At 55.3% G+C, this 22720-nt stretch carries 22 protein-coding genes; 1 reads left to right on the top strand and 21 read right to left on the bottom strand.

The genetic code is table 11. The features are described from left to right. Positions 1-147 precede the first annotated feature (147 nt). From lipB to leuS, 12 genes are all read right to left on the bottom strand, one after another. Positions 148-807, bottom strand: coding sequence for a lipoyl(octanoyl) transferase LipB (lipB, locus tag AC6I8B_RS05265; protein ID WP_029519432.1), 660 nt, complete (start codon positions 805-807; stop codon positions 148-150). Between the two features lie 80 nt (positions 808-887). Beyond that, positions 888-1151: a DUF493 family protein YbeD gene (ybeD, locus tag AC6I8B_RS05270; RefSeq protein ID WP_003854030.1), complete on the bottom strand. Its 264-nt coding sequence runs from the start codon at positions 1149-1151 to the stop codon at positions 888-890. Positions 1152-1251: 100 nt separating this feature from the next. Then, positions 1252-2463 (bottom strand): D-alanyl-D-alanine carboxypeptidase DacA, encoded by a 1212-nt coding sequence (gene dacA / locus AC6I8B_RS05275; RefSeq protein ID WP_010258977.1) that lies wholly within the window; start codon positions 2461-2463, stop codon positions 1252-1254. A 131-nt stretch (positions 2464-2594) separates the two neighbouring features. Further along, entirely contained in the window at positions 2595-3692 is a 1098-nt protein-coding gene (rlpA, locus tag AC6I8B_RS05280) for an endolytic peptidoglycan transglycosylase RlpA (RefSeq protein ID WP_157351695.1), read from the bottom strand. Positions 3693-3702: 10 nt separating this feature from the next. Beyond that, complete coding sequence (mrdB, locus tag AC6I8B_RS05285) at positions 3703-4815, bottom strand: peptidoglycan glycosyltransferase MrdB (protein ID WP_010258973.1); 1113 nt, start codon at positions 4813-4815, stop codon at positions 3703-3705. Positions 4816-4823: 8 nt separating this feature from the next. Next, positions 4824-6728, bottom strand: coding sequence for a peptidoglycan DD-transpeptidase MrdA (mrdA, locus tag AC6I8B_RS05290; protein ID WP_010258971.1), 1905 nt, complete (start codon positions 6726-6728; stop codon positions 4824-4826). A 34-nt stretch (positions 6729-6762) separates the two neighbouring features. Beyond that, positions 6763-7233 carry a 23S rRNA (pseudouridine(1915)-N(3))-methyltransferase RlmH gene (gene rlmH, locus AC6I8B_RS05295; protein WP_010258969.1) on the bottom strand — a complete coding sequence of 157 codons (471 nt, stop codon included), beginning with the start codon at positions 7231-7233 and terminating at the stop codon, positions 6763-6765. A 3-nt stretch (positions 7234-7236) separates the two neighbouring features. Next, the gene (gene rsfS / locus AC6I8B_RS05300) at positions 7237-7554 is read right to left on the bottom strand and encodes a ribosome silencing factor (protein ID WP_010258968.1); all 318 of its coding nucleotides are present in this window, start codon (positions 7552-7554) and stop codon (positions 7237-7239) included. Positions 7555-7646: 92 nt separating this feature from the next. Further along, positions 7647-8291, bottom strand: a complete 645-nt coding sequence (nadD, locus tag AC6I8B_RS05305) for a nicotinate-nucleotide adenylyltransferase (RefSeq protein WP_022626055.1) — start codon at positions 8289-8291, stop codon at positions 7647-7649. Next, positions 8284-9315, bottom strand: coding sequence for a DNA polymerase III subunit delta (gene holA, locus AC6I8B_RS05310; protein WP_022626054.1), 1032 nt, complete (start codon positions 9313-9315; stop codon positions 8284-8286). Before holA ends, nadD begins: the two co-directional genes overlap by 8 nt. Then, a complete protein-coding gene (lptE, locus tag AC6I8B_RS05315) occupies positions 9312-9911 on the bottom strand; it encodes an LPS assembly lipoprotein LptE (RefSeq protein WP_010258965.1) in 600 nt (199 codons plus the stop codon). Before lptE ends, holA begins: the two co-directional genes overlap by 4 nt. Before the next feature lie 14 nt (positions 9912-9925). Further along, a complete protein-coding gene (gene leuS, locus AC6I8B_RS05320; RefSeq protein ID WP_010258964.1) occupies positions 9926-12508 on the bottom strand; it encodes a leucine--tRNA ligase in 2583 nt (860 codons plus the stop codon). A 222-nt stretch (positions 12509-12730) separates the two neighbouring features. Here leuS and AC6I8B_RS05325 point away from each other — a divergent pair, with 222 nt between their 5' ends. Continuing rightward, positions 12731-13213 (top strand): zinc ribbon-containing protein, encoded by a 483-nt coding sequence (locus AC6I8B_RS05325; RefSeq protein WP_010258963.1) that lies wholly within the window; start codon positions 12731-12733, stop codon positions 13211-13213. A gap of 58 nt (positions 13214-13271) precedes the next feature. Here AC6I8B_RS05325 and AC6I8B_RS05330 read toward each other — a convergent pair whose 3' ends face one another. From AC6I8B_RS05330 to miaB, 9 genes are all read right to left on the bottom strand, one after another. Continuing rightward, entirely contained in the window at positions 13272-13997 is a 726-nt protein-coding gene (locus AC6I8B_RS05330) for an amino acid ABC transporter ATP-binding protein (protein WP_010258962.1), read from the bottom strand. After that, positions 13998-14675 (bottom strand): glutamate/aspartate ABC transporter permease GltK, encoded by a 678-nt coding sequence (gene gltK, locus AC6I8B_RS05335; protein ID WP_010258961.1) that lies wholly within the window; start codon positions 14673-14675, stop codon positions 13998-14000. Further along, positions 14675-15415, bottom strand: coding sequence for an amino acid ABC transporter permease (locus AC6I8B_RS05340; protein ID WP_010258960.1), 741 nt, complete (start codon positions 15413-15415; stop codon positions 14675-14677). Before AC6I8B_RS05340 ends, gltK begins: the two co-directional genes overlap by 1 nt. Positions 15416-15695: 280 nt before the next feature. Beyond that, complete coding sequence (locus tag AC6I8B_RS05345; protein ID WP_010258958.1) at positions 15696-16592, bottom strand: amino acid ABC transporter substrate-binding protein; 897 nt, start codon at positions 16590-16592, stop codon at positions 15696-15698. A 440-nt stretch (positions 16593-17032) separates the two neighbouring features. Next, positions 17033-18556: an apolipoprotein N-acyltransferase gene (gene lnt, locus AC6I8B_RS05350; protein WP_064689945.1), complete on the bottom strand. Its 1524-nt coding sequence runs from the start codon at positions 18554-18556 to the stop codon at positions 17033-17035. A gap of 4 nt (positions 18557-18560) precedes the next feature. Continuing rightward, positions 18561-19442 (bottom strand): CNNM family magnesium/cobalt transport protein CorC, encoded by an 882-nt coding sequence (gene corC, locus AC6I8B_RS05355; RefSeq protein WP_008925004.1) that lies wholly within the window; start codon positions 19440-19442, stop codon positions 18561-18563. Between the two features lie 82 nt (positions 19443-19524). Continuing rightward, positions 19525-19998, bottom strand: a complete 474-nt coding sequence (gene ybeY / locus AC6I8B_RS05360; RefSeq protein ID WP_022626053.1) for an rRNA maturation RNase YbeY — start codon at positions 19996-19998, stop codon at positions 19525-19527. Beyond that, positions 19995-21056, bottom strand: coding sequence for a PhoH family protein (locus tag AC6I8B_RS05365; protein ID WP_010258952.1), 1062 nt, complete (start codon positions 21054-21056; stop codon positions 19995-19997). The genes ybeY and AC6I8B_RS05365 overlap by 4 nt, the downstream gene beginning before the upstream one ends. A 209-nt stretch (positions 21057-21265) precedes the next feature. Beyond that, complete coding sequence (gene miaB, locus AC6I8B_RS05370; protein ID WP_010258951.1) at positions 21266-22690, bottom strand: tRNA (N6-isopentenyl adenosine(37)-C2)-methylthiotransferase MiaB; 1425 nt, start codon at positions 22688-22690, stop codon at positions 21266-21268. Positions 22691-22720 lie beyond the last annotated feature (30 nt).

Here is a 22720-nt window from a genome sequence, read left to right on the forward strand (position 1 = left end):
TTGCGATTTGAAAGCGTTCCCACTCAAACCGGGAAGGCTGCTTTCAACTTTATTTGAAAAAAGTGCAAAAATTATATCATCACATCGCCTGCGAAGCAGCCACAGTCAGCGCGGATAAGTTACATATTTGTAAATTCGCATTCTGCGTTAAGGTTTAACAGGGAGATCCCCTGAAATCCATTCAACATTTTCATAACCTGACAGCCGCGCAAACGCGCTGACCAGCGGAGAGTGTACCTGCTCCGTCGTCACCTCTGGCTGGAAATTTTTCAACTGGGTCATGCTCATGCCGGCGTAACCACAGGGATTAATACGCAGGAAGGGCGACAAATCCATAGCAACATTCAGCGCCAGACCGTGAAACGAGCAGCCTTTACGGATGCGTAATCCCAGTGAACAGATCTTCTCTTCCCCGACGTAGACGCCAGGTGCATCAGCACGGGCGCGGGCGCTGACGCCAAACTCTGCCAGGGTGGCGATAACCGTCTCTTCCAGAATGGTCACCAGCTGGCGTACGCCGAGCTTACGGCGTTTTACATCGATCAGGACGTACATCACCTGCTGTCCTGGCCCGTGATAGGTGACCTGACCCCCACGGTCACTCTGCACCACCGGGATCTCGCCTGGCATCAGCAGATGCTCTGCTTTGCCCGCCTGACCCTGAGTAAAGACCGGAGGATGTTCAACCAGCCAGATTTCATCACGACTCTGGTCGTTGCGCTGGTCGGTATAGTGATGCATGGCGTCGGAGACAGATTGCCAGTCGCGCAGACCTGACTGGCGGACAAGAAGAGTTTCAACTGACAAAACGATAGCCCGCTAAAGGAAATAACGCTGAGGATAACGTCGGCAAACCGTCAGGCAGAGGCGCCTTGCCGACCCGTAAATTACAGTACCATCCGCACAATTTCGATGTTGCCCAGCTCTTCGTACAGGCGTTCTACCTGCTCGATGTGGGTGGCGGTGATAGTGATGTTGACGGAGTGATAGTTGCCTTTGCTGCTCGGCTTAACTTCAGGGCTGTAGTCGCCTGGCGCATGGCGTTGCACCACTTCAACCACTTGATCAACCAGCTCCGGTTGTGCCAGACCCATTACTTTGTAGGTAAATGGGGTAGGAAATTCGAGCAGCTCATTCAGTTTGGTTTTCATATTAACTCCGGTGCATAAAAAACAGGCTCCCGCCTGAGCGGGAGCAACATAATATCGTGTAATGGGGGCGAAGGGGTGATTTTTCAATCACCCGCCACGCTTAACCGAACCAGTGATGGAACATCAGCTTGATGTAATCAACGATACGGCCAAAGAAACCTCCTTCAGAGATCTCGTTCAGTACCACCAGCGGACGCTGTTCGATAGTCTTGCCATCCAGCTGAAAGTTGATGCTGCCGACCACCTGATTTTTCTTCAGTGGTGCATGCAGTTCCGTGTTGGTCAGCACATAGCTGGCTTTCAGATCTTTCATGCGGCCACGTGGGATGGTCAGGTAAGCATCTTTTTCCACGCCCAGCTGCACACGGTCGTTATCGCCGAACCAGACTGGCTCAGAGGCGAACTCTTTGCCCGCTTTCAGTGGCGCCACGGTTTCAAAGAAACGGAAGCCCCAGGTCAGCAGTTTCTTACTCTCAGTTTCACGGCCTTTGTAGGTATGACCGCCCATGACAGCAGAAATCAGGCGCATCTGGCCTTCAGTCGCAGACGCCACCAGGTTGTAACCGGCTGAGTTGGTATGACCGGTTTTGATGCCGTCCACATTCAGGTTGGTATCCCACAGCAGACCGTTACGGTTCATCTGACGGATATTATTGAAGGTGAACTCTTTCTCTTTATAGACAGCATACTCTTCCGGCACGTCACGGATCAGCGCCTGACCGATCAACGCCATATCGCGCGCGGAGCTGTACTGACCTTCCGCGTCCAGACCATGAACGGTCTGGAAGTGGGTATTCTGCAGGCCAATCGCTTTGACGTAATTGTTCATCAGATTAACGAACGCATCCTGGCTGCCAGCGACATAGTCAGCCATCGCAACACAGGCATCGTTACCGGACTGCAGCACAATCCCACGGGTCAGCTGAGAGACCGGCACGCGGTCGCCTGGCTTCAGGAACATCAGCGAGGAGCCTTTGAACACCGGGTTGCCGGTCGCCCAGGCATCCGGGCCGACGGTAACCATATCGTCCTGATGAATTTTACCCGCTTTAACGGCCTGACCAATGACATAGCTGGTCATCATCTTGGTCAGACTGGCAGGATCGCGGCGTGCATCGGCATTTTTCTCTGCCAGCACTTTGCCTGAGTTGTAGTCGATAAGGACGTACGCTTCGGCATCAATGTCCGGCACGCCCGGAATCATGGTCTTGAGATTGACGTCATCAGCAATAGCAGCATGGCTGAGAGAGAAAGCGATCAGTGATCCCACTGTCAGGCGTTTCAGCAAACGAGATGATTTCAGCGTGTTCATGTGTAGGACTACAACATCCGTGAGTTTGAGGTTGAAAATGTCACTCATCATACCCAATGCCAGATTAACTGGCACCGGACGTGATGATTGGGTTGTTAGCAGACGTAACGTGCAGCTGTCTGATAAACGGTTCAGCGACGCGTGTTAGTAATAAATGAGGCGGCCTGGCCTTCACTGCTCAGACGCTGTTGCAGCGCAGCCGCTTCGGCGCGGGAGGCGTAACCGCCGAGCTGAACGCGATACACATTGTTGCCCGCGTCTTCTACCTTACCGGGCACGCCATAACGCTGGCTCAGGCTTTTCATCATCTGCTGGGCACGCGCCGGGTCATTCAGCGCACCGACCTGCACCACATATCCGTCGGCACCACCACTGCTGGCTGCAGGCGCGGCGCTGGCTGCTGCGGGAGCAGCATTGCTGACTGCCGGTGCGGAACTGGCGGGTGCGGCGGCTGGCGGTTCATTACCTTCCAGTACGCCGGTCGCTAATGGCTGGGGTGCACCAAGAAAGCCGCTGCTCTGCACCGGCGCGCCCATGTTGTCACCGCTTTGCAGCGTACTGTTGCTGATGGCCTCAACATTTTGCGCAGGTGGCTCTGTGGGTGCTACGCTGCCGCCGTTCATCACCGCGCCACCACTCAGGTCCGGACGGGCAGGCAGAGAGTAGCTCTGTTTTGCCACGACGGTCCCGATGGTGCCGGGGCCAGAGAGCGAGCCGTCTGGGGCGACCTTGATGTAATCAACCCGCACGCGCGAATTGTTGGAGATGTTCAGGCGGTCACCGGCAGCCCGCGACAGGTCGATAATGCGTCCTGGCGTGTAAGGGCCGCGATCGTTAACGCGCACCACAATCTGACGGCCATTCGCGATATTGGTCACGCGCACATAGCTCGGCAGCGGCAGAGTAGGGTGGGCCGCGGTCAGTGCATCAGGATCGTAGGCTTCGCCGGTAGCGGTGCGGTTGCCCTGCGCCTCTTCGCCGTACCAGGTGGCCAGGCCGACTTCACTGTAGTTCGACGGATCTTTGATGACGCGATAATTTTTGCCGTTCACGCTGTAATCCTGGCTGGTGCCCGGATTGATCGGCTCATAACGTGGCTCAACGCCTGGAATCTCCACCACCGGTCCATTGTAAGCCGGTTGCGGCGGCGCCGTATTTTGGGGTTCCGGCGTGGTACAGGCCGCCAGAACCAGTGATGCCAGTGCAACGCCAAGCCATTCCTTACGCATCTGCAGCCTCTTAGACACTTTTAGATAACATTTTTCGGTGAGTGTGGATCGACATCACAATGCCAAATCCCGCCATAAGCACGATAAGCGCGGAGCCGCCATAACTGACCAGCGGCAGCGGCACGCCAACTACCGGTAAGATACCACTAACCATGCCAATGTTAACGAAAACATAAACGAATAAAATCAGCATTAAACCGCCCGCCATTACCCGGCCAAAGGTGGTCTGCGCCCGGGCTGCCACCACCAATCCCCGCATGATCAGCAGCAGATAAAGGGCCAGCAGCAGCAGCACGCCAACCAGGCCTAACTCTTCGGCCAGAACCGCAAAGATAAAGTCGGTATGACGTTCCGGTAAAAACTCCAGCTGAGACTGGGTGCCCTGCAGCCAGCCTTTACCGCGCAGACCTCCTGAGCCAATAGCAATTTTCGACTGGATAATGTGATAACCCGCTCCCAGCGGATCTGTTTCCGGGTCGAGCAGCATCATCACGCGGTCACGCTGATAATCGTGCATCAGGAAAAACCACAAAATCGGGATAAAGGCGGCGACCAGCAACACGGCTACGCCAATCAGTTTCCAGCTCATACCCGAGAGGAACAGCACAAACAAGCCGGAGGCGGCAATCAGAATTGAGGTGCCGAGATCGGGCTGTGCCGCCACCAGCAGGGTGGGCAGGAAGATCAGAATCAGCGCAATGCCGGTATTTTTCAGCGTCGGCGGACAGACATCGCGGTTGATAAAGCGCGCCACCATTAAAGGCACCGCTATCTTGGCAATCTCAGAGGGCTGAAAACGCACAAAGCCGAGGTCAAGCCAGCGTTGAGCGCCTTTACTGATCTGCCCAAAGGCATCCACCGCCACCAGCAGAATGACGCAGACAATATAGAGATAGGGCGCCCAGCCTTCATAGACGCGCGGCGGTACCTGCGCCAGCACAATCATGATGACCAGCCCCATCGCGATCTGACCGAGTTTACGCTCCATCATGCCGGGGTCCTGACCACTGGCGCTCCAGATCACCACAGCGCTGTAGGTCAGCAGGCCGAGAATGATCAGCATAAACAGCGGATCGATGTGGATGCGCATCCAGATCGAACGTTTCTGCGGACTATCTTGCATCGACATGTTTATTCACCTTCATAACCGGGCGGCACAGGAGCGGCGTCCGGCAGGACTGTATTGTTATCACCCAACATAATGTGATCCAGAATCTGGCGCATGACGGTGCCGACAGCCGGACCGGCGCCACCGTTTTCCAGGATAATGGTCACGGCGACCCGAGGTTTGTCATAAGGGGCAAACGCGGTCATTAATTTATGGTCGCGTAATCGTTCAGCAATTTTATGGGCGTTATAGGTTTCGTTCTCTTTCAGGCCAAAGACCTGCGCCGTACCGGACTTGGCGGCGATTTTATAGGGCGCATCGGCGAAGCTCTTGTGCGCGGTGCCGTTGGGCCGGTTCGCCACGCCATACATGCCATCTTTGGCAATTTCCCAGTAGCCGGAATGGATATCACCAATCGGGGCTTCAGGCGGCTGGCGATAGGGCACCAGGGTGCGGCCTTCGCGGGTGGCGCGCAGCATATGCGGCACCTTGACGACGCCGTCGTTGATCAGAATCATCATCGCTTTGTTCATCTGCAACGGCGTAGCGGTCCAGTAACCCTGTCCGATCCCCACCGGAATAGTATCGCCCTGATACCACGGCTTTTTAAAGCGTCTCTGTTTCCAGTCGCGGGTCGGCATGTTACCGGCGCTCTCCTGCGGTAAATCGATGCCGGTACGGCTGCCGTAACCAAATTTATTCATCCACTCCGACAGACGGTCGATGCCCATGTCATAGGCAACCTGATAGAAGAAGGTATCGGCAGACTCTTCCAGCGCTTTGGTGACGTTCAGACGTCCGTGGCCCCATTTTTTCCAGTCGCGGAAGCGTTTTTCTGAACCGGGAAGCTGCCACCAGCCGGGATCAAACAGGCTGGTATTACGGTTAATCACGCCAGCACTCAGGGCAGAGACCGCCACATAAGGTTTAACCGTCGAAGCCGGTGGATAGGCAGCCTGAATCGCACGGTTATAGAGCGGGCGGTTTTCATCTTCCAGCAGGCCGCGGTAATCCTTACTGGAAATACCGTCGACAAACATGTTGGCGTCATAGCTGGGCGTTGAGACCATGGCGAGAATTTCGCCGGTGCGCGGGTCGCTGACCACGACGGCCGCGCGACTGCCCGCCAGCAGGGTCTCGACATATTGCTGCAGTTTGAGATCGATAGTCAGATAGATATCACGGCCTGCCTGAGGGGACTCCTCATGCAGCTGGCGAATGACCCGGCCACGGTTGTTGACCTCAACCTCTTCAAAGCCGGTTTTGCCGTGCAGCAAATTTTCGTAATAGGCTTCAATGCCCAGCTTACCGATGTCGTGCGTCGCGGCGTAATTAGGCCATATGCCCTCTTTGTCGAGGCGTGCAACGTCACGATCGTTGATTTTTGAGACGTAGCCGACCACATGCGTCAGCGTGGCACCGTAAGGGTAGTAGCGGCGCTGGTAACCTTTAACTTCCACGCCGGGGAAGCGGTACTGATTGACCGCAAAGCGCGCGACCTGCACGTCATTCAGACCGGTTTTAACCGGGATAGAGGTGAACCGACGCGAGCGTTTACGCTCTTTCTGGAAGTTTTCGAGGTCGTCGTCAGTCAGCTCAAGAATCGGGCGTAAGTTTTCCAGGGTCTGTTGCAGATTATCTACTTTTTCCGGAACCAGTTCTGCCTGATAGATGGTGCGGTTCAGCGCCAGCGGCGTGCCGGTACGATCGTAAATTATGCCGCGGCTGGGGGCCACAGGCACCAGTTTGATACGGTTCTGGTTGGAGCGGGTGCTGTAATCATCAAAGCGAAGGATCTGCAGGTGGTAAAGGTTAACCACCAGTACTGAAGAGAGCAGTAAGATACCGACGAAGGCGATAAAGGCCCGACGGACAAAGAGTTTCTGTTCGGCGCTGTAATCGCGAAAGGCGTTGCTTTGTAATTTCATCCGCTACTTGTCATGTCTGATGTGGGCTGATCGGTCATTCACGATGATAAGGATGATTTGTCGTTATGCTCCAGGCCCGATACAGACTTTCGGCTACCAGCACGCGCACCAGCGGATGGGGCAACGTCAATGCTGACAGTGACCAGCTCTGCTCTGCCGCCGCTTTACAGGCGGGGGCCAGGCCTTCAGGCCCGCCAATCAGCAGGCTGACATCGCGACCATCCAGCTTCCAGCGTTCAATCTGCTGTGCCAGCTGCGGGGTTTCCCACGGATGACCAGGAATATCCAGCGTGACGATGCGATTGCCTTTGCCGACCGCCGCTAACATCGCTTCACCCTCTTTTTCAAGAATGCGTTTGATATCAGCATTTTTACCGCGTTTACCTGCGGTCACTTCGGTCAGCTCAAGCGGCATATCTTTCGGGAAGCGGCGCAGATATTCCATAAAACCGGTCTGCACCCAGTCAGGCATTTTCGTGCCGACGGCAACAAGTTGCAGTTTCACCGATTAGCCCCAGAGTTTTTCCAGCTCATACAGCTGGCGACTCTCTTCCTGCATCACATGCACGATGACATCACCCAGATCGACCACGACCCAGTCTGCCGCGCTTTTACCTTCAATGCCTAATGGCATCAGGCCTGCTAAACGCGACTCCTGCTCTACGTGTTCTGCGATCGAAGTCACATGACGCGTGGAGGTGCCGGTGCAGATGATCATGAAATCGGTGATGCTGGATTTGCCCTGAACGTCGATGGTGACAATGTCCTGGCCTTTGAGATCATCAATCTTATCAATAACGAACTCTTGGAGTGCTTTACCTTGCAAAAGGTTCCCCTTGGAATCTGGTGGTAACGAGCCGGCTGTAAGCCCGGAGAGTGCAGCCAAAAAATTAAGCGGCGTAGTATAGCATGCCCGGATCAGTCGCGATATAAGCCTTCGCGGTCGATATAATCGATAACCGCAGCGGGCAACAGATCGTCGCAGGGCTGATTCTGGTGGCGACGGCGGCGAATTTCCGTGGCCGAAATGTCATAGAGAGGGGTGTCCGCCAGCCAGATATGGCCTGCGGGCTGCTGATGCAGCTGCCGGATATCCTGAGCGAGGTGTTGCTCAAGCCAGCGCTGCATGTCAGGCGAGTCGAACCGGGTCGGATAGCCGGGGCGCTGGCACACCAGCAGATGGCAGAGTGACAGCAGATCCTGCCAGCGATGCCATTTTGATAAGCTCAGCAATGAATCCTGACCAATAATAAATCCCAGCGGCTGCTCTGCACCGCGTTCGGTGCGCCAGGCTTCCAGGGTGGTCACGGTCCAGGACGGCGTGTCGCGTTCCAGCTCGCGGGTATCGATCTCAAACAGCGGCAGGTCGCGGATAGCGCAGCGCAGCATAGCAACCCGCTGGGCAGCGCTGGCTTCCGGTTGCGGACGATGCGGCGGCACATTGTTGGGCAGCAGCGTCACACGCTGCAGGCCGGTCTGTTGCGCCAGCGCTTCGACCGGGCGCAGATGGCCAAAATGAATCGGATCAAAGGTGCCGCCAAACAGTGCGTGTAACTCAGACATGGGCAAAGCTCGTCGGAAAAGCACGACTGCTGAGCAGCAGCGTCAGGGTCTGTAACTGCGGCCACACCGGCTGTCCATAATCCTGCTTCAGGGTGATTTCAATCTGACTCAGCAGATGAATGGCGCGTTGCAGACGCGTGGCATCCACTCGTTGCAGCGCGTCGGTAAACAGCGCACGGCGATTCTGCCAGATGCGCTGCTGATCCATCAGCGTACGCAGCGGCTGCGCTGTCTGGTGGCGTTGCAGATGCAGCAGCGTCAGCAGATCACGCTGCAGCGTACGCAGCAGTATCACCACTTCGCTCTCTTCTTTCTCCAGCTGATGCAGAATATGCAGGGCGCGGCGGCTTTTTCCCGCCAGCAGGGCATCCACCCAGTGGAAAGGAGTAAAGTGCGCGGCATCACTGACCGCCTCTTCAACCCGGGGCAGTGTCAGCTTGCCGTCGGGCCACTGCAGCGAGAGCCGCTCAAGCGCCTGCGCCAGCGCCAGCAGATTGCCTTCATAGCAGTAACACAATAGCTGCACGGCTGCGTCATCCACCGATAATTTCAGCGCCTTAGCGCGATTAACGACCCAGCGTGGCAGTTGCGCCTGTTCAGGCGTCTGACAGGGCACCAATACCGCAGAGGCGGACAACGCTTTAAACCAGGCGCTGTTTTCCTGCGCTTTGGTCAGCTTCGCCATCCGGCAGATCAGCAGAATATCGGCGTGCAGCAACTGCGACAGCTTAACCAGTTGCTCTGACATCGCGGCGTTAGGGCCATTATCGGGGAATTGCAGCGTCATGGTCTGACGCTGAGCAAACAGACTCAGTGACTGGCAACTGACGAACAGGCTCTCCCAGTCAGTCTGTGCATCCAGCGTAAAACTAAAATGTTCTTCGAATCCCTGCGCGGTTGCGGCGACGCGAATCGCATCTGAACTTTCCTGCAGCAGCAGCGGTTCGTTACCGGCTAACAAATAACAGGCGCGCAGCCCCTCACGGAGCTGCGCGCTGAGTTGCTCAGGATAAATCCTGATCATTGCAGGCTGGTAGCAGAGGAAGTGGGCGCTTCCTGTGAACCCTGACCCGGCACCGGAATCACTGACGCCGGTAAGGTCTCTTTGCTGTTGATCTGCGCGGCGTGTACCGTCAGCAGTTTACGTACCAGCTGTTCAGCAGCACGCTGACGCATCTCCTGCGTAATCAGATCCTGCTCGGCATCTTTTGCCAGCGCAGCGTTCGGGTTATCGAAGAACGACCGATAAACCGTGGTGCTGATAGGATAGATACCTTTGCCCGGCAGCAGCACCTGCGCGGTGAGGGTCATCACCAGCTGATACTCGGCAGTGGTGCCGCTGATAAAGACCGAAGCCGTGTTACGGCCCGAGGATTCAGGCCCCAGGCGCAGCGTTGGAATATCCGTGCGATTCTGTTTGCTGTCTTCAACAATTTTGACATCGTTGATACGCAGCTGCTGACGCACAGTACGCGCCAGCGGCCCATAAGGATCGCCGGTTGAAACAATCAGGGTTTTCAGTTCGCTGGGCACCTGAGTGGTGCCGCGCGGATGAAAACCACAGCCAGCGGTGATCACCACCGCCAGCATGACAAACAGCCTGATAATCGGATGTCGCACAGTTCCTCCTGAACTTAACCTACGACCAGGTTAAGCAGTTTGCCCGGTACATAAATGACTTTACGGATAGTCACGCCGTCCAGATACTTCGCTACCAGATGCTCCTGCGCAGCGCGTGCCTGAACCTGTTCCTGTGTTGCATCGGCTGGCACGGTGATTTTACCGCGCACTTTACCGTTAACCTGAACCACTACCAGCAGCGAATCTTCAACCATAGCGGCTTCATCCGCAACCGGCCAGCTCGCTTCATCGATAGTGCCTTCGCCACCCAGCGTCTGCCACAGAACATAGCAGGCGTGCGGGGTAAACGGATAGAGCAGACGGACGATGGCCAGCAGCGCTTCCTGCATCAGGGCGCGATCCTGCTCGCTTTCCTGCGGGGCGCGTGCCAGTTTGTTCATCAGCTCCATGATCGCCGCAATGGCGGTGTTGAAAGTCTGACGACGGCCAATATCATCCGCCACTTTGGCGATGGTTTTGTGCAGATCGCGACGCAGCGATTTCTGCTCGTCATTCAGGCTCTCCACATCCAGTGCCACGGTCGCACCTTTCTGTGTATGCTCGAAGACCAGCTTCCAGACACGTTTCAGGAAGCGGTTCGCCCCTTCAACGCCCGACTCCTGCCACTCCAGCGTCATATCCGCCGGTGAAGCAAACATCATAAACAGACGCACGGTATCCGCGCCGTAACGCTCAACCATCAGCTGTGGGTCGATGCCGTTGTTTTTCGACTTCGACATTTTGCTCATGCCCGCGTAGATCACTTCGCGGCCCTGCGTGTCTGTGGCTTTAACAATGCGGCCTTTCTCATCCCGCTCAACCTCAACGTCAACCGGTGAAACCCAGTTACGCTCGCCGTTGGCACCAAGGTAGTAGAAGGCGTCAGCCAGCACCATGCCCTGGCACAGCAGACGTTTGGCTGGCTCATTGGAGTTCACCAGGCCGGCGTCACGCAGCAGCTTGTGGAAGAAGCGGAAATACATCAGGTGCATGATGGCGTGTTCAATACCGCCCACATACTGATCGACCGGCAGCCAGTAGTTTGCCGCTGCCGGATCCAGCATGCCTTCCTTGTAGCTGGCGCAGGTATAACGCGCGTAGTACCAGGAAGACTCCATGAAGGTGTCAAAGGTGTCGGTTTCACGCAGGGCTGGCTGGCCGTTTACCGTGGTTTTAGCCCACTCCGGATCCGCTTTGATTGGGCTGGTAATGCCATCCATCACCACATCTTCCGGCAGGATCACCGGCAGCTGGTCTTCTGGTGCAGGCATAACGGTGCCATCTTCCAGCGTCACCATCGGGATAGGAGCACCCCAGTAGCGCTGACGGGAGACACCCCAGTCGCGCAGGCGGTAGTTCACTTTACGCACGCCCACGCCTTTTGCCGCCAGCGAATCCGCGATGGCGTTAAAACCGGTGGCGTGATCCATGCCGTTAAACTCACCTGAGTTGAACAGCGCACCTTTGTCAGTCATCGCCGCGATGCTGACATCAGGAATGGAACCATCCAGATTCAGGATGACCGGCTTAATCGGCAGATCATATTTAGTGGCAAACTCCCAGTCGCGCTGATCGTGCGCCGGAACCGCCATCACAGCGCCGGTGCCATATTCCATCAGTACGAAGTTGGCAACCCAGACCGGGATAAGCTCGCCGGTCAGTGGATGAACAACAGACAGGCCGGTCGCCATGCCTTTCTTCTCCATGGTCGCCATATCGGCTTCGGCCACTTTGGTATTGCGGCATTCAGCGATAAAGTCAGCCAGCGCCGGATTATTGACCGACGCCTGGGTCGCCAGCGGATGGCCTGCGGCAACAGCAACATAGGTTGCGCCGATAAAGGTATCCGGGCGGGTGGTGTAGACAGTGACCTTCTCTTCGCTGTCAGCCACATCGAAGGTGATTTCGACACCTTCAGAGCGGCCAATCCAGTTACGCTGCATGGTTTTGACCTGCTCAGGCCACTCTTCCAGCGTATCCAGATCGTTTAGCAGCTCCTCCGCATAATCGGTGATTTTGATAAACCACTGCGGGATCTCTTTACGCTCAACTTTGGTGTCGCAGCGCCAGCAGCAGCCGTCAATCACCTGCTCGTTCGCCAGCACCGTCTGATCGTTCGGGCACCAGTTCACGGCAGAGGTCTTTTTATAGACCAGGCCTTTTTCATACAGTTTGGTAAAGAACCACTGTTCCCAGCGATAGTACTCTGGCTGGCAGGTTGCCAGTTCACGACTCCAGTCATAGCCAAAGCCCAGCAGTTTGAGCTGGTTTTTCATGTAGGCGATATTGTCGTAAGTCCACGGGGCCGGAGCGGTGTTGTTTTTCACCGCAGCGCCTTCCGCAGGCAGGCCGAAAGCATCCCAGCCAATCGGCTGTAGTACGTTTTTGCCGAGCATACGCTGATAACGCGCGATTACGTCGCCGATGGTGTAGTTACGAACGTGGCCCATGTGCAGGCGGCCAGAAGGATAGGGCAACATGGAGAGGCAATAGTATTTCTCTTTACCTTCCTGCTCAGTCACTTTAAACGTTTCGTTTTCATCCCAGTGCTGCTGCACACGGGATTCAATTTCTTCCGGGCGGTATTGCTCTTGCATGGCTGCCTGTGGTCCTTTATGAAAAACATTTTTCTGGCTCTAAGATCCGCATAGCATACCCATAAGGCCGCGTATCAACAACACTTCCCACTTTTGCCGGCACGATTTCTGCCGAAAGCGTCAGAGCCTTCACCCTTTTGTAATTCACTGTACAGACGACACGGCAAAAGCAACATTACGACTAAACTTAGTTCAGCGAGGGTCTGCATAAAGGAGAACAAAATGAATAAAGTGGCTCAGGAATATCGCGAGTCGTTAGCCGTATTGACCGAACGTCTTCGTCAGGGCGATCGTAACCTTGATGAGCTGATTGCCGGGCGACGAAGCCAGTTGCTGGTGCGCGATGATATGACGGAACAGGAGATTGACCAGGCGCTCAGCTCAGTGCGCCGTGATCTGGGCGAGTTTGCACGCAGCTACACCGATGTGGAAGAACCGCTGGCGGACTCACTGTTTATGCGCATCATCCGCGAGAGCGTCTGGAAAGAGCTGGCGGATATCACCGATAAAAGTCAGCTGGAGTGGCGAGAGGTCTTCCAGGATCTGCATCACCACGGGGTTTATCAGAGCGGGGAAGTGGTGGGGCTGGGCAATCTGGTCTGTGAGAAATGCCAGTTCACCCGGGCAATCTACACGCCTGAAACGCTGTCACGTTGTCCGGAATGCGGCAACGACCAGTTCCAGCGTCAGCCTTTCGAACCCTGATAGTGCGGCGTAGCTAAATGAAGCGGGCCACCCTGGGTGACCCGCCTGTTCGTCAGGTTTAGTGCAGAATTTTTGCGAGGAAATCTTTAGCGCGCTCAGACTGTGGATTATTAAAGAAGTCATCTTTGTTGGTGTCTTCGATAATTTTCCCTTCATCCATAAAGATCACGCGATTGGCAACCTTACGGGCGAAGCCCATCTCATGGGTCACCACCATCATCGTCATCCCTTCCTGTGCCAGTTCAACCATCACATCCAGCACTTCGTTGATCATTTCCGGATCCAGCGCGGAGGTGGGTTCATCAAACAGCATCGCGATAGGGTCCATGCAGAGCGCTCGCGCAATCGCCACACGCTGCTGCTGACCACCTGAGAGCTGGCCGGGAAACTTCTCAGCATGGGCGGAAAGACCCACACGCTTCAGCAGCTTCAGCCCTTTATCGCGGGCTGCCGCTTTGTCGCGCTTCAGCACTTTCACCTGCGCCAGAACCAGGTTGTTGATAATGCTCAGATGCGGAAACAGCTCGAAGTGCTGGAACACCATCCCGACCTGGCTGCGAAGCTGCGCAAGATTAGTCTTTTTGTTATTCACCTCGGTGCCGTTCACCGCAATCACGCCCTGCTGAATCGGCTCAAGGCCGTTCACCGTTTTGATCAGCGTTGATTTACCGGAGCCGGACGGGCCGCACACCACCACCACTTCACCGGTTTTGACGTCGGTTGAGCAGTCGGTCAGCACCTGAAAGTGACCATACCACTTAGAAACATTTTTCAGGCTAATCATTTAAACCGTCCTTTTTCTTTTTAGATAGCTGACCAACAGCGATGCGCTCAGGCTGATAACGAAGTAGACAAGACCTGCAAACAGAACCATTTCAACCTGGGTGCCATCACGCTCACCAATGGTGGATGCGGTACGGAAGAAGTCCGCCAGGCTTAAGACATAAACCAGCGAGGTATCCTGGAACAGCACGATACCCTGCGTCAGTAACAGCGGAACCATGGCGCGAAACGCCTGTGGCAGGATGATCAGTCGCATTGCCTGCCACTGCGTCATGCCCAGCGCCAGAGCCGCACTGCCCTGTCCACGCGAGATACTGATGATGCCGGCGCGAATAATTTCAGAGTAGTACGCCGCTTCGAACAGCGAAAAGGCGACCATGGCTGAAATCAGTCGGATATCCGTTTTGGGCGACAGGCCCAGCACCTGCTGCAGAAAACTCGGCACGACCAGATAGAACCACAGCAGCACCATGACCAGCGGCACTGAGCGGAACAGGTTGACGTAAATTTTAGCGAACCAGCTGATAGGCTTAAACGTCGACAGGCGCATCACCGCCAGCAGAGTGCCCCACAGGATGCCGAAGACCACGGCGGTAATCGTGATCTTAAAGGTGATCACTAAGCCATTAAGCAGATAGGGCAGGCTGGGTGTAATCGAACTCCAGTCAAACTCGTACATTACTTGCCTCCCGCATTGCCTGGCAGCCGGACTTTGCGCTCGACCAGACTCATCAACAACATAATCACCAGGTTAATCGCAACGTAGGCCAGCGTAATGGCGGTAAAGGATTCATAGGCGTGGGCAGAATAGTCGAGCAGTTTGCCCGCCTGCGCCGCCATATCGACCAGACCAATGGTGGAGGCGATAGCGGAGTTCTTCACCAGGTTCAGCATTTCCGAGGTCATCGGCGGCACAATCACGCGATACGCATTCGGCAGCAGCACATAGCGATAGGTCTGCGGCAGGGTTAAGCCCATCGCCAGACCGGCATTCTTCTGTCCACTCGGCAGTGACTGAATCGCTGCGCGCACCTGCTCGCAGACGCGGGCGGCGGTAAACAGGCCAAGACAGATCATCGAGGAGAGGAAGAACTGAATGTTGGGATCCAGCTCAGACTTAAACCACATGCCAAGCTTTTCGCCCACCAGCTCGGGCGCCACCAGATACCAGAAGAAGAACTGGACGATCAGTGGGATGTTACGAAACAGTTCTACATAGCAGGTGCCAATGGTCGACAGCAGGCGATTAGGCACGGTGCGCAGAATGCCGAAAAATGAACCCACACAGAAGGCGATAATCCAGGCGCAGCAGGAGACGGCAATTGTCACCTGAAAACCGGACCACAGCCAGCCGAGGTAGGTCGTGTTACCGAACGGGGCCTGTTCGAGGAATATGCCCCAGTTCCAATCGATACCCATAACGAGCTCCGGAAAAAAAGGGTAGCTAAGCTACCCTGAAGATTGATGAACGGCGTTTTATTTCCTGACTCAGGGGAACGACCCGTGTCAGTCTGTCTGTCCATGCCGCGGTTTCAGCAATCGAGAGGGCAGCCAGGCCGCCCTTGTTATACCCGTCGTCTTTCAGGCTGCATTTCTGTTGGCTACATTCACTCACCCGAATCACTTACCGGAGTAGGCTCATCGGGAGTCATTTTTCTGCTGCCTCAATGCAATCTGAAATCCATTGGGTATTTTGTTGTTAATTCAGTGCTTTATCATTTGGCGTTTTGAACAGCGCTTTCATGTCATCAGAGAGCTCAAAGTTCATGTTCAGGTTCTTTGGTGGAATCGGCTGTTTGAACCAGGTGTCGAACCATTTTTCTGCCTGGCCAGAGGTCTGGGCTTTGGCAATGGTTTCATCCACCAGGGCTTTGAACTGCGGATCATCTTTACGCAGCATGCAGCCATAAGCTTCTTTTGACTGTGGCGTGCCCAGAATTTCCCAGTTGTCCGGCTTTTTGGCTTTGGCGCGTTCGCCTGCCAGCAGGGCATCATCCATCATAAAGGCCACGGCACGACCGGTTTCCAGCGTACGGAAGGAGTCACCGTGATCTTTTGCGCTGATGATGCGCAGATCCAGTTTCTGTTCGTCGTTGAGTTTGTGCAGCAGCACTTCAGAGGTGGTACCTGAGGTCACCACTACGGTTTTGCCTTTCAGGTCAGCGAAATCTTTGATCGGGCCATCTTTCTTAACCAGCAGACGGGTGCCGATAACAAAAATAGTGTCTGAGAAGGCGGCCTGTTTCTGGCGCTCAAGGTTATTGGTGGTCGAGCCACACTCATAATCGTAGGTGCCGTTTTGCAGCAGCGGAATACGATTTTGTGAGGTGATCGGGATCATTTTGACCTGCAGATCAGGCTTGTTCAGCTTTGCTTTAATCGCTTCAACGATGGCGTTTGAGTAAGCCTGTGAGTAGCCGACGACTTTTTGCTGGTTGTCATAATAAGAAAAGGGAACTGATGATTCGCGATGCCCGACCACAATGACGCCATTGTCATTGATCTTCTTCAGGGTGCCGCTGAGATCTTCCGCCTGGGCCGCTCCCGCCGCTGCGCTGATCAGCAGAAGAGATAATGCCACTTTGCGTAGTTGCATGTTCCAACTCCTTCGTATGAAAAAGGCACAGGATATAACCTGCGCTGATTATGATGTTGTGTCTGTTTTCTGCTGCGTTTCTGCTCATTCTGCGGTTTAAACGGGCGCAGAAGAGTCATTAACATAGCGGATTGTTAACGCAATGAAACAAAAAAGTTTCTTTTTTGCGAGGTGATACGCACCAAAAAAAGGCAATTTTTTCACCCTGCGCGTTAATGGTGCAGCAGCGTCAATTGTTTTGGTGCAACCCGCCCGGCATCAGCGCCTGCAATCAGCCTGTTTGCGAAAAGCAGTGAAACATTTTGCAATCATCGTGCCAGAAAGAGGTTATGGGTTAGAAAGACAGCAGAGTGTGCGGCGTGGGGAGTGAAAAAAACCGGAGAGTCACCATGAAAAAGGCGAAGCACGTGCTTCGCCTTCAGTGAGCACAGGAGGGGAGGTTATCGACGCCGACGCAGGAGTGCTATCACCGCCGCCAGCAGCGTCAGTGACCAAACTGGCCAGATGCCAGCCCGCGCATAAGGGGTTTCTCCCTGTGTTGGCGTAACCTTGCTGGTCAGCACATCGCGGGTAAACTGCGGCAGCATGGCTTCCACATCACCACTGGCATTGACCACTGCAGTCACACCATTATTGGTGCTGCGCAATAGCGGACGTCCCAGTTCCAGCGCACGCATCCTCGCCATCTGGAAGTGCTGCCATGGGCCGATAGAGTGACCAAACCAGGCATCGTTCGAAACGGTGAGCAGGAAGTTGGTGTCAGGATGGAAGTTGGCCCGCACCTGTTCTCCCAGCACGATCTCATAACAGATGGCGCTGGTCAGGTTATAGCCCGCCACGCTGAGTTGCGGCTGGAGGTAGTTGCCACGACTGAATGCCGACATCGGCAGATCGAAGAACGGGGCCAGCGGACGCAGCAGATCGGCCAGCGGCACAAATTCGCCAAACGGCACCAGGTGATTCTTCTGGTAACGATTGCCGCTGAAGTAGTTGTACGGCGCTTTACCGCCCAGCACGATTACGGTGTTGTAATCGTGATAACGGTTCTGCTCCAGCCGGGAGTCCACAATGCCGGTGATCAGCGAACTGCCGCGCTCACGCAGTTCGTCATCCAGCGAACGCAGGAACGGCTGCTGATTACTCTCCAGATCGGTAATTGCCGATTCAGGCCAGATAATAATCGGCGCTTTGCCCATCAGCGGCTGACTCAGACCGTTGTAAATGCGCAGGGTAGTGAGCAGCTGCTGCGGATCCCACTTCATCGATTGCGGGATGTTTCCCTGCACCAGCGCCACCTCGACGGCCCGCTCGGGCATCGGCTGAACCCACTGGATGTAGCGCAACGGCCATGGCAATGCCAGCAGCAGCAGCGCTGCTCCCAGACTTCTGACGTTGCGCTGTTGCAGGGCATAAGCCAGCAGGCCAGCCACCACCATCAGCAGGAAGGTCAGCGTCTCTACGCCCGCCAGCGGGGCCAGGCCTTTTAACGGGCCATCGATCTGGCTGTAACCAAACTGCAGCCACGGAAAGCCGGTCAGCACCCAGCCGCGCAGGAACTCGGTGATTTGCCACAATGCCGGTGCCGCCAGCGCCAGGCGCCACAGCGTCGTTCGCGGCCAGATGCGATTCAGTACGCCGGCAAACAGCGCCGGGTAGATCGCCAGATAAGCCGCCAGCAGCGCCACGATAAAGACATTGACCGGGCCAGGCATGCCGCCAAAGGTGGCGACACTGACATAAACCCAGTTGATGCCACTGCCGAACAGACCTAAACCCCAGACAAACCCAATGGCGCTGGCCTGCGGGCTGGAGCGGTTAAGAGTCAGCAGCTGTAAGCCGCACAGCGAGAGCAGTGCGGCGGGCCAGAAATCGTAGGGAGAAAAGGCGAGGGTGCCAAGTGCACCCGTTATTAAAGCCAGCAGCAGGCGAACCCGCTGACGCGGGTAGAGTGAGGCTAAAGCCATAGACTTATTCGTCTTCCAGTTGAGGTTGTGGCGAATTTTCCGGAATAGTCACGTGAACCTGGATGATGCGGCGGCTGTCAGCCATCGCCACCTTGAACTGGTAACCCTCAATCTCGATGCTTTCACCGCGAGCGGGCAGATGACCGAAGCCCTGCATCACCAGACCACCGATGGTGTCGACTTCATCGTCACTGAACTGGGTGCCAAACACCTCGTTGAAATCTTCAATGGCAGTCAGTGCACGCACGGTAAAGGTGTGACGGTTGAGCTGACGGATATCACGATCTTCTTCGTCGTCATACTCATCTTCAATTTCACCGACGATCAGCTCCAGGATGTCTTCAATGGTCACCAGACCGGAGACACCGCCAAACTCATCAATGACGATCGCCATATGGTAACGCTGGGAGCGGAACTCTTTCAGCATCCGGTCGACACGCTTACTTTCAGGCACAACCACCGCAGGACGCAGCACTTTCTCAATGCTGAAAGGCTCAGATTCGCTGCTCATAAACGGCAGCAGATCTTTCGCCATCAGAATCCCTTCCACATGATCTTTATCTTCGCTGATCACCGGGAAACGAGAATGGGCGGATTCGATGATGACATCCAGACACTCTTCGAGGCTCTGATTACGTTTCAGGGTGATCATTTGCGAGCGCGGGATCATGATGTCACGCACGCGCTGCTCCGCAATATCCAGTACCCCTTCGAGCATGTCGCGGGTGTCCTGGTCAATCAGCTCTTTGTTATTCGAGTCGCGGATCAGCTCCAGTAGCTCATCACGGCTTTTTGGTTCACCGTGAAAGAGTTGGTTGATCAACAGGGAGAAAAATCCCTTTTTACTACTGGGTGCATCGCTGTTTTGAGAATGGTCGTCGCTCATGGCGGTTTTTAAAGATCTCTCTGGTGAGGAATGGGTGCTGTCAGTAACCTGTACTGACAGCAGGATTGACTGAATTCAGGATTCAGGCGTCTTCTTTCTCCGAAATGTACGGATCAGGATACCCAAGAGCAAGCATTATCTCGGTCTCCAGCCCTTCCATCTCGTCCGCTTCGTCGTCTTCAATATGGTCATAACCCAGCAGATGCAGCGTGCCGTGTACCACCATATGTGCCCAGTGGGCTTCAGCGCTTTTACCCTGTTCAGCGGCTTCCTGCTCAACGACCTGGCGGCAGATGATCAGATCGCCCAGCAGCGGCAGCTCAATGCCCGGCGGTGCTTCAAACGGGAAAGAGAGGACGTTGGTCGGCTTGTCTTTGCCGCGATAAGTCAGATTAAGCTCATGACTCTCCGCTTCATCAACCAGACGCACCGTAACTTCGCTTTCCGGCTGAAAAGGGGTGACAGCCGCTGACAGCCAGCGATGAAACTGGCTTTCATCAGGCAGGTCAGCGGTGTTGTCACAGGCGACCTGCAGGTCGAGAATCACCTCGCTCATTTGCTCTCCTGCGTGGCGCTCTGTGCAGCCAGTGCTTCACGTTTACGCTCTTCGGCCTGCTGGTCACGACGGGTCTGATCGGCCGCTTCCCAGGCTTCATAGGCGGTAACAATGCGGGCAACTACCGGATGGCGCACCACATCTTCGCTGTGGAAGAAGTTGAAGCTGATCTCTTCAACGTCCGCCAGCACCTCAATGGCATGACGCAGGCCTGACTTGACGTGACGCGGCAGGTCAATCTGGGTAACGTCGCCGGTAATCACCGCTTTAGAGTTAAAGCCGATACGCGTCAGGAACATTTTCATCTGCTCGATGGTGGTGTTCTGGCTCTCATCAAGAATGATAAACGCATCGTTCAGGGTACGACCACGCATGTAGGCCAGCGGGGCGACTTCAATGACGTTGCGCTCCATCAGCTTTTCCACCCGCTCGAAGCCGAGCATTTCGAACAGCGCATCGTAGAGCGGACGCAGATAAGGGTCGACTTTCTGGCTCAGATCGCCTGGCAGAAAGCCCAGCTTTTCACCCGCTTCGACGGCAGGGCGGGTCAGCATGATGCGGCGAATCTCCTGACGCTCCAGCGCATCCACTGCCGCGGCTACCGCCAGATAGGTTTTACCGGTACCAGCCGGGCCGACACCAAAGGTGATATCGTGGTCGAGCACATTAGCGATGTACTGGGCCTGGTTTGGGGTGCGCGGCTTGATCACACCGCGCTTGGTCTTGATATTGACCGCTTTACCGTACTCCGGCACGCTCTCAGCGGTTTGCTCCAGTACCCGGCTCTCTTTGATCGCCAGGTGAATCTGATCAGGCTCGATATCCGGGATGTCGCCACGCACAGGCGCGGTATCGACATAGAGGGTTTTCAGAATATCTGCTGCGGCATTGACGCAAAGTGGACGTCCTGACAGCTTAAAAACGTTGTCGCGACGATTGATCTCAATGCCCAGACGACGCTCAAGCTGTTTTACATTATCGTCGAAAGGCCCACACAGGCTCATCAGACGACGGTTATCAGCCGGTTCAAGGGCGATTTCACGAGTTTCGATATTCAAACGAATCCTTTGGGTCACTCAGGGCCAGTTATGGGATGTGTCTGACGCACCGTTAAACTTAACCGGATGCACCATAACGAAATTATTTATGCCGTAACGCCTGGGCGCAAGCTTATGGAGAGATATTTGGGCGACACTTTCAGAAAGCAAGTGGTGCAAAGTGAAATTGGCGGCAACGCGATGCGCGCTGCCGCACAGTAAAGCGGGCATCACGGCTGGAACAGACTCACGCCGATTTCATTTTCTTTACGGGTACGGGCGATCACTGACGCCGGGCTTTCCGCCATGCGCAGCCCCATCTCTTCTTCAGTACGCACCAGTTTGCCGCGCAGCGAGTTGGTGTAGACATCAACAATCTCAACATCCACAAAGCGGCCGATCATTTCAGGCGAGCCTTCGAAATTCACCACGCGGTTATTTTCGGTGCGGCCAGAGACTTCCATCACGTTCTTGCGGGAGATGCCTTCCACCAGAATACGCTGCACTGTGCCCACCATGCGGCGACTGATCGCCTGCGCCTGCTGGTTAATGCGGTCCTGCAGGATCCACAGACGCTGCTTTTTCTCCTCTTCGCTGACATCATCCGGCAGGTCAGCGGCGGGCGTGCCGGGACGGGCAGAGTAGATAAAGCTGAAGCTGACGTCGAAATTGATCTCGGCGATAAGCTTCATGGTCTGCTCGAAATCCTGCTGAGTTTCACCGGGGAAACCAATGATGAAGTCAGAGCTGATCTCAATATCCGGGCGCGCCGCGCGCAGCTTGCGGATAATCGACTTATATTCCAGCGCGGTATGAGCACGCTTCATCAGCGTCAGAATACGGTCTGATCCACTCTGAACCGGCAGGTGCAGGAAGCTCACCAGTTCCGGCGTATCGCGGTAGACCTCGATAATGTCATCGGTGAACTCAATCGGGTGGCTGGTGGTGAAGCGAATGCGGTCGATACCGTCGATGGCGGCGACCAGGCGCAGCAGCTCAGCGAAGGTACAGATTTCACCATCAAAGGTGGCACCACGATAGGCGTTGACGTTCTGGCCAAGCAGGTTAACTTCACGCACGCCCTGCGCCGCCAGCTGAGCGATCTCCAGCAGAATGTCATCGCTGGGACGGCTCACTTCCTCGCCACGGGTGTAAGGCACCACGCAGAAAGTACAATATTTGTTGCAGCCTTCCATGATGGAGACAAAGGCAGTCGGGCCGTCTGCGCGCGGTTCCGGCAGGCGATCAAATTTCTCGATTTCCGGGAAGCTGATGTCGACCACCGGGCTTTTGGTGCCGCGCACGGTGTTGATCATCTCCGGCAGGCGGTGCAGTGTCTGCGGACCAAAAACGATATCCACGCAGGGCGCACGCTGGCGGATATGATCCCCTTCCTGCGACGCCACGCAGCCGCCCACGCCGATAATCACATCCGGGTTGCGCTCTTTGAGTTTTCTCCAGCGTCCCAGCAGGTGGAATACTTTCTCCTGCGCTTTCTCACGAATAGAACAGGTGTTAAGCAGCAGAATATCCGCCTCTTCAGGAACCTCGGTCAGCGTATAGCCGTGCGTACTGTTCAGCAGATCAGACATCTTGGATGAATCATACTCATTCATCTGACATCCCCAGGTTTTGATATGCAGTTTTTTTGTCATCGCGCTAACCATTGATTCAGTGCAGTGAAG

The organism is Pantoea sp. X-Soil-ISGK-285, assembly GCF_059730815.1.

What these genes read in the sequence shown, in the direction of transcription:
- ybeD (WP_003854030.1), bottom strand. Translation starts at nt 1,151, where the DNA reads ATGAAAACCAAACTGAATGAGCTGCTCGAATTTCCTACCCCATTTACC.
- dacA (WP_010258977.1), bottom strand. Translation starts at nt 2,463, where the DNA reads ATGAACACGCTGAAATCATCTCGTTTGCTGAAACGCCTGACAGTGGGA.
- rlpA (WP_157351695.1), bottom strand. Translation starts at nt 3,692, where the DNA reads ATGCGTAAGGAATGGCTTGGCGTTGCACTGGCATCACTGGTTCTGGCG.
- mrdB (WP_010258973.1), bottom strand. Translation starts at nt 4,815, where the DNA reads ATGCAAGATAGTCCGCAGAAACGTTCGATCTGGATGCGCATCCACATC.
- mrdA (WP_010258971.1), bottom strand. Translation starts at nt 6,728, where the DNA reads ATGAAATTACAAAGCAACGCCTTTCGCGATTACAGCGCCGAACAGAAA.
- nadD (WP_022626055.1), bottom strand. Translation starts at nt 8,291, where the DNA reads ATGTCTGAGTTACACGCACTGTTTGGCGGCACCTTTGATCCGATTCAT.
- holA (WP_022626054.1), bottom strand. Translation starts at nt 9,315, where the DNA reads ATGATCAGGATTTATCCTGAGCAACTCAGCGCGCAGCTCCGTGAGGGG.
- leuS (WP_010258964.1), bottom strand. Translation starts at nt 12,508, where the DNA reads ATGCAAGAGCAATACCGCCCGGAAGAAATTGAATCCCGTGTGCAGCAG.
- AC6I8B_RS05325 (WP_010258963.1), top strand. Translation starts at nt 12,731, where the DNA reads ATGAATAAAGTGGCTCAGGAATATCGCGAGTCGTTAGCCGTATTGACC.
- AC6I8B_RS05330 (WP_010258962.1), bottom strand. Translation starts at nt 13,997, where the DNA reads ATGATTAGCCTGAAAAATGTTTCTAAGTGGTATGGTCACTTTCAGGTG.
- gltK (WP_010258961.1), bottom strand. Translation starts at nt 14,675, where the DNA reads ATGTACGAGTTTGACTGGAGTTCGATTACACCCAGCCTGCCCTATCTG.
- AC6I8B_RS05340 (WP_010258960.1), bottom strand. Translation starts at nt 15,415, where the DNA reads ATGGGTATCGATTGGAACTGGGGCATATTCCTCGAACAGGCCCCGTTC.
- AC6I8B_RS05345 (WP_010258958.1), bottom strand. Translation starts at nt 16,592, where the DNA reads ATGCAACTACGCAAAGTGGCATTATCTCTTCTGCTGATCAGCGCAGCG.
- lnt (WP_064689945.1), bottom strand. Translation starts at nt 18,556, where the DNA reads ATGGCTTTAGCCTCACTCTACCCGCGTCAGCGGGTTCGCCTGCTGCTG.
- corC (WP_008925004.1), bottom strand. Translation starts at nt 19,442, where the DNA reads ATGAGCGACGACCATTCTCAAAACAGCGATGCACCCAGTAGTAAAAAG.
- ybeY (WP_022626053.1), bottom strand. Translation starts at nt 19,998, where the DNA reads ATGAGCGAGGTGATTCTCGACCTGCAGGTCGCCTGTGACAACACCGCT.
- miaB (WP_010258951.1), bottom strand. Translation starts at nt 22,690, where the DNA reads ATGACAAAAAAACTGCATATCAAAACCTGGGGATGTCAGATGAATGAG.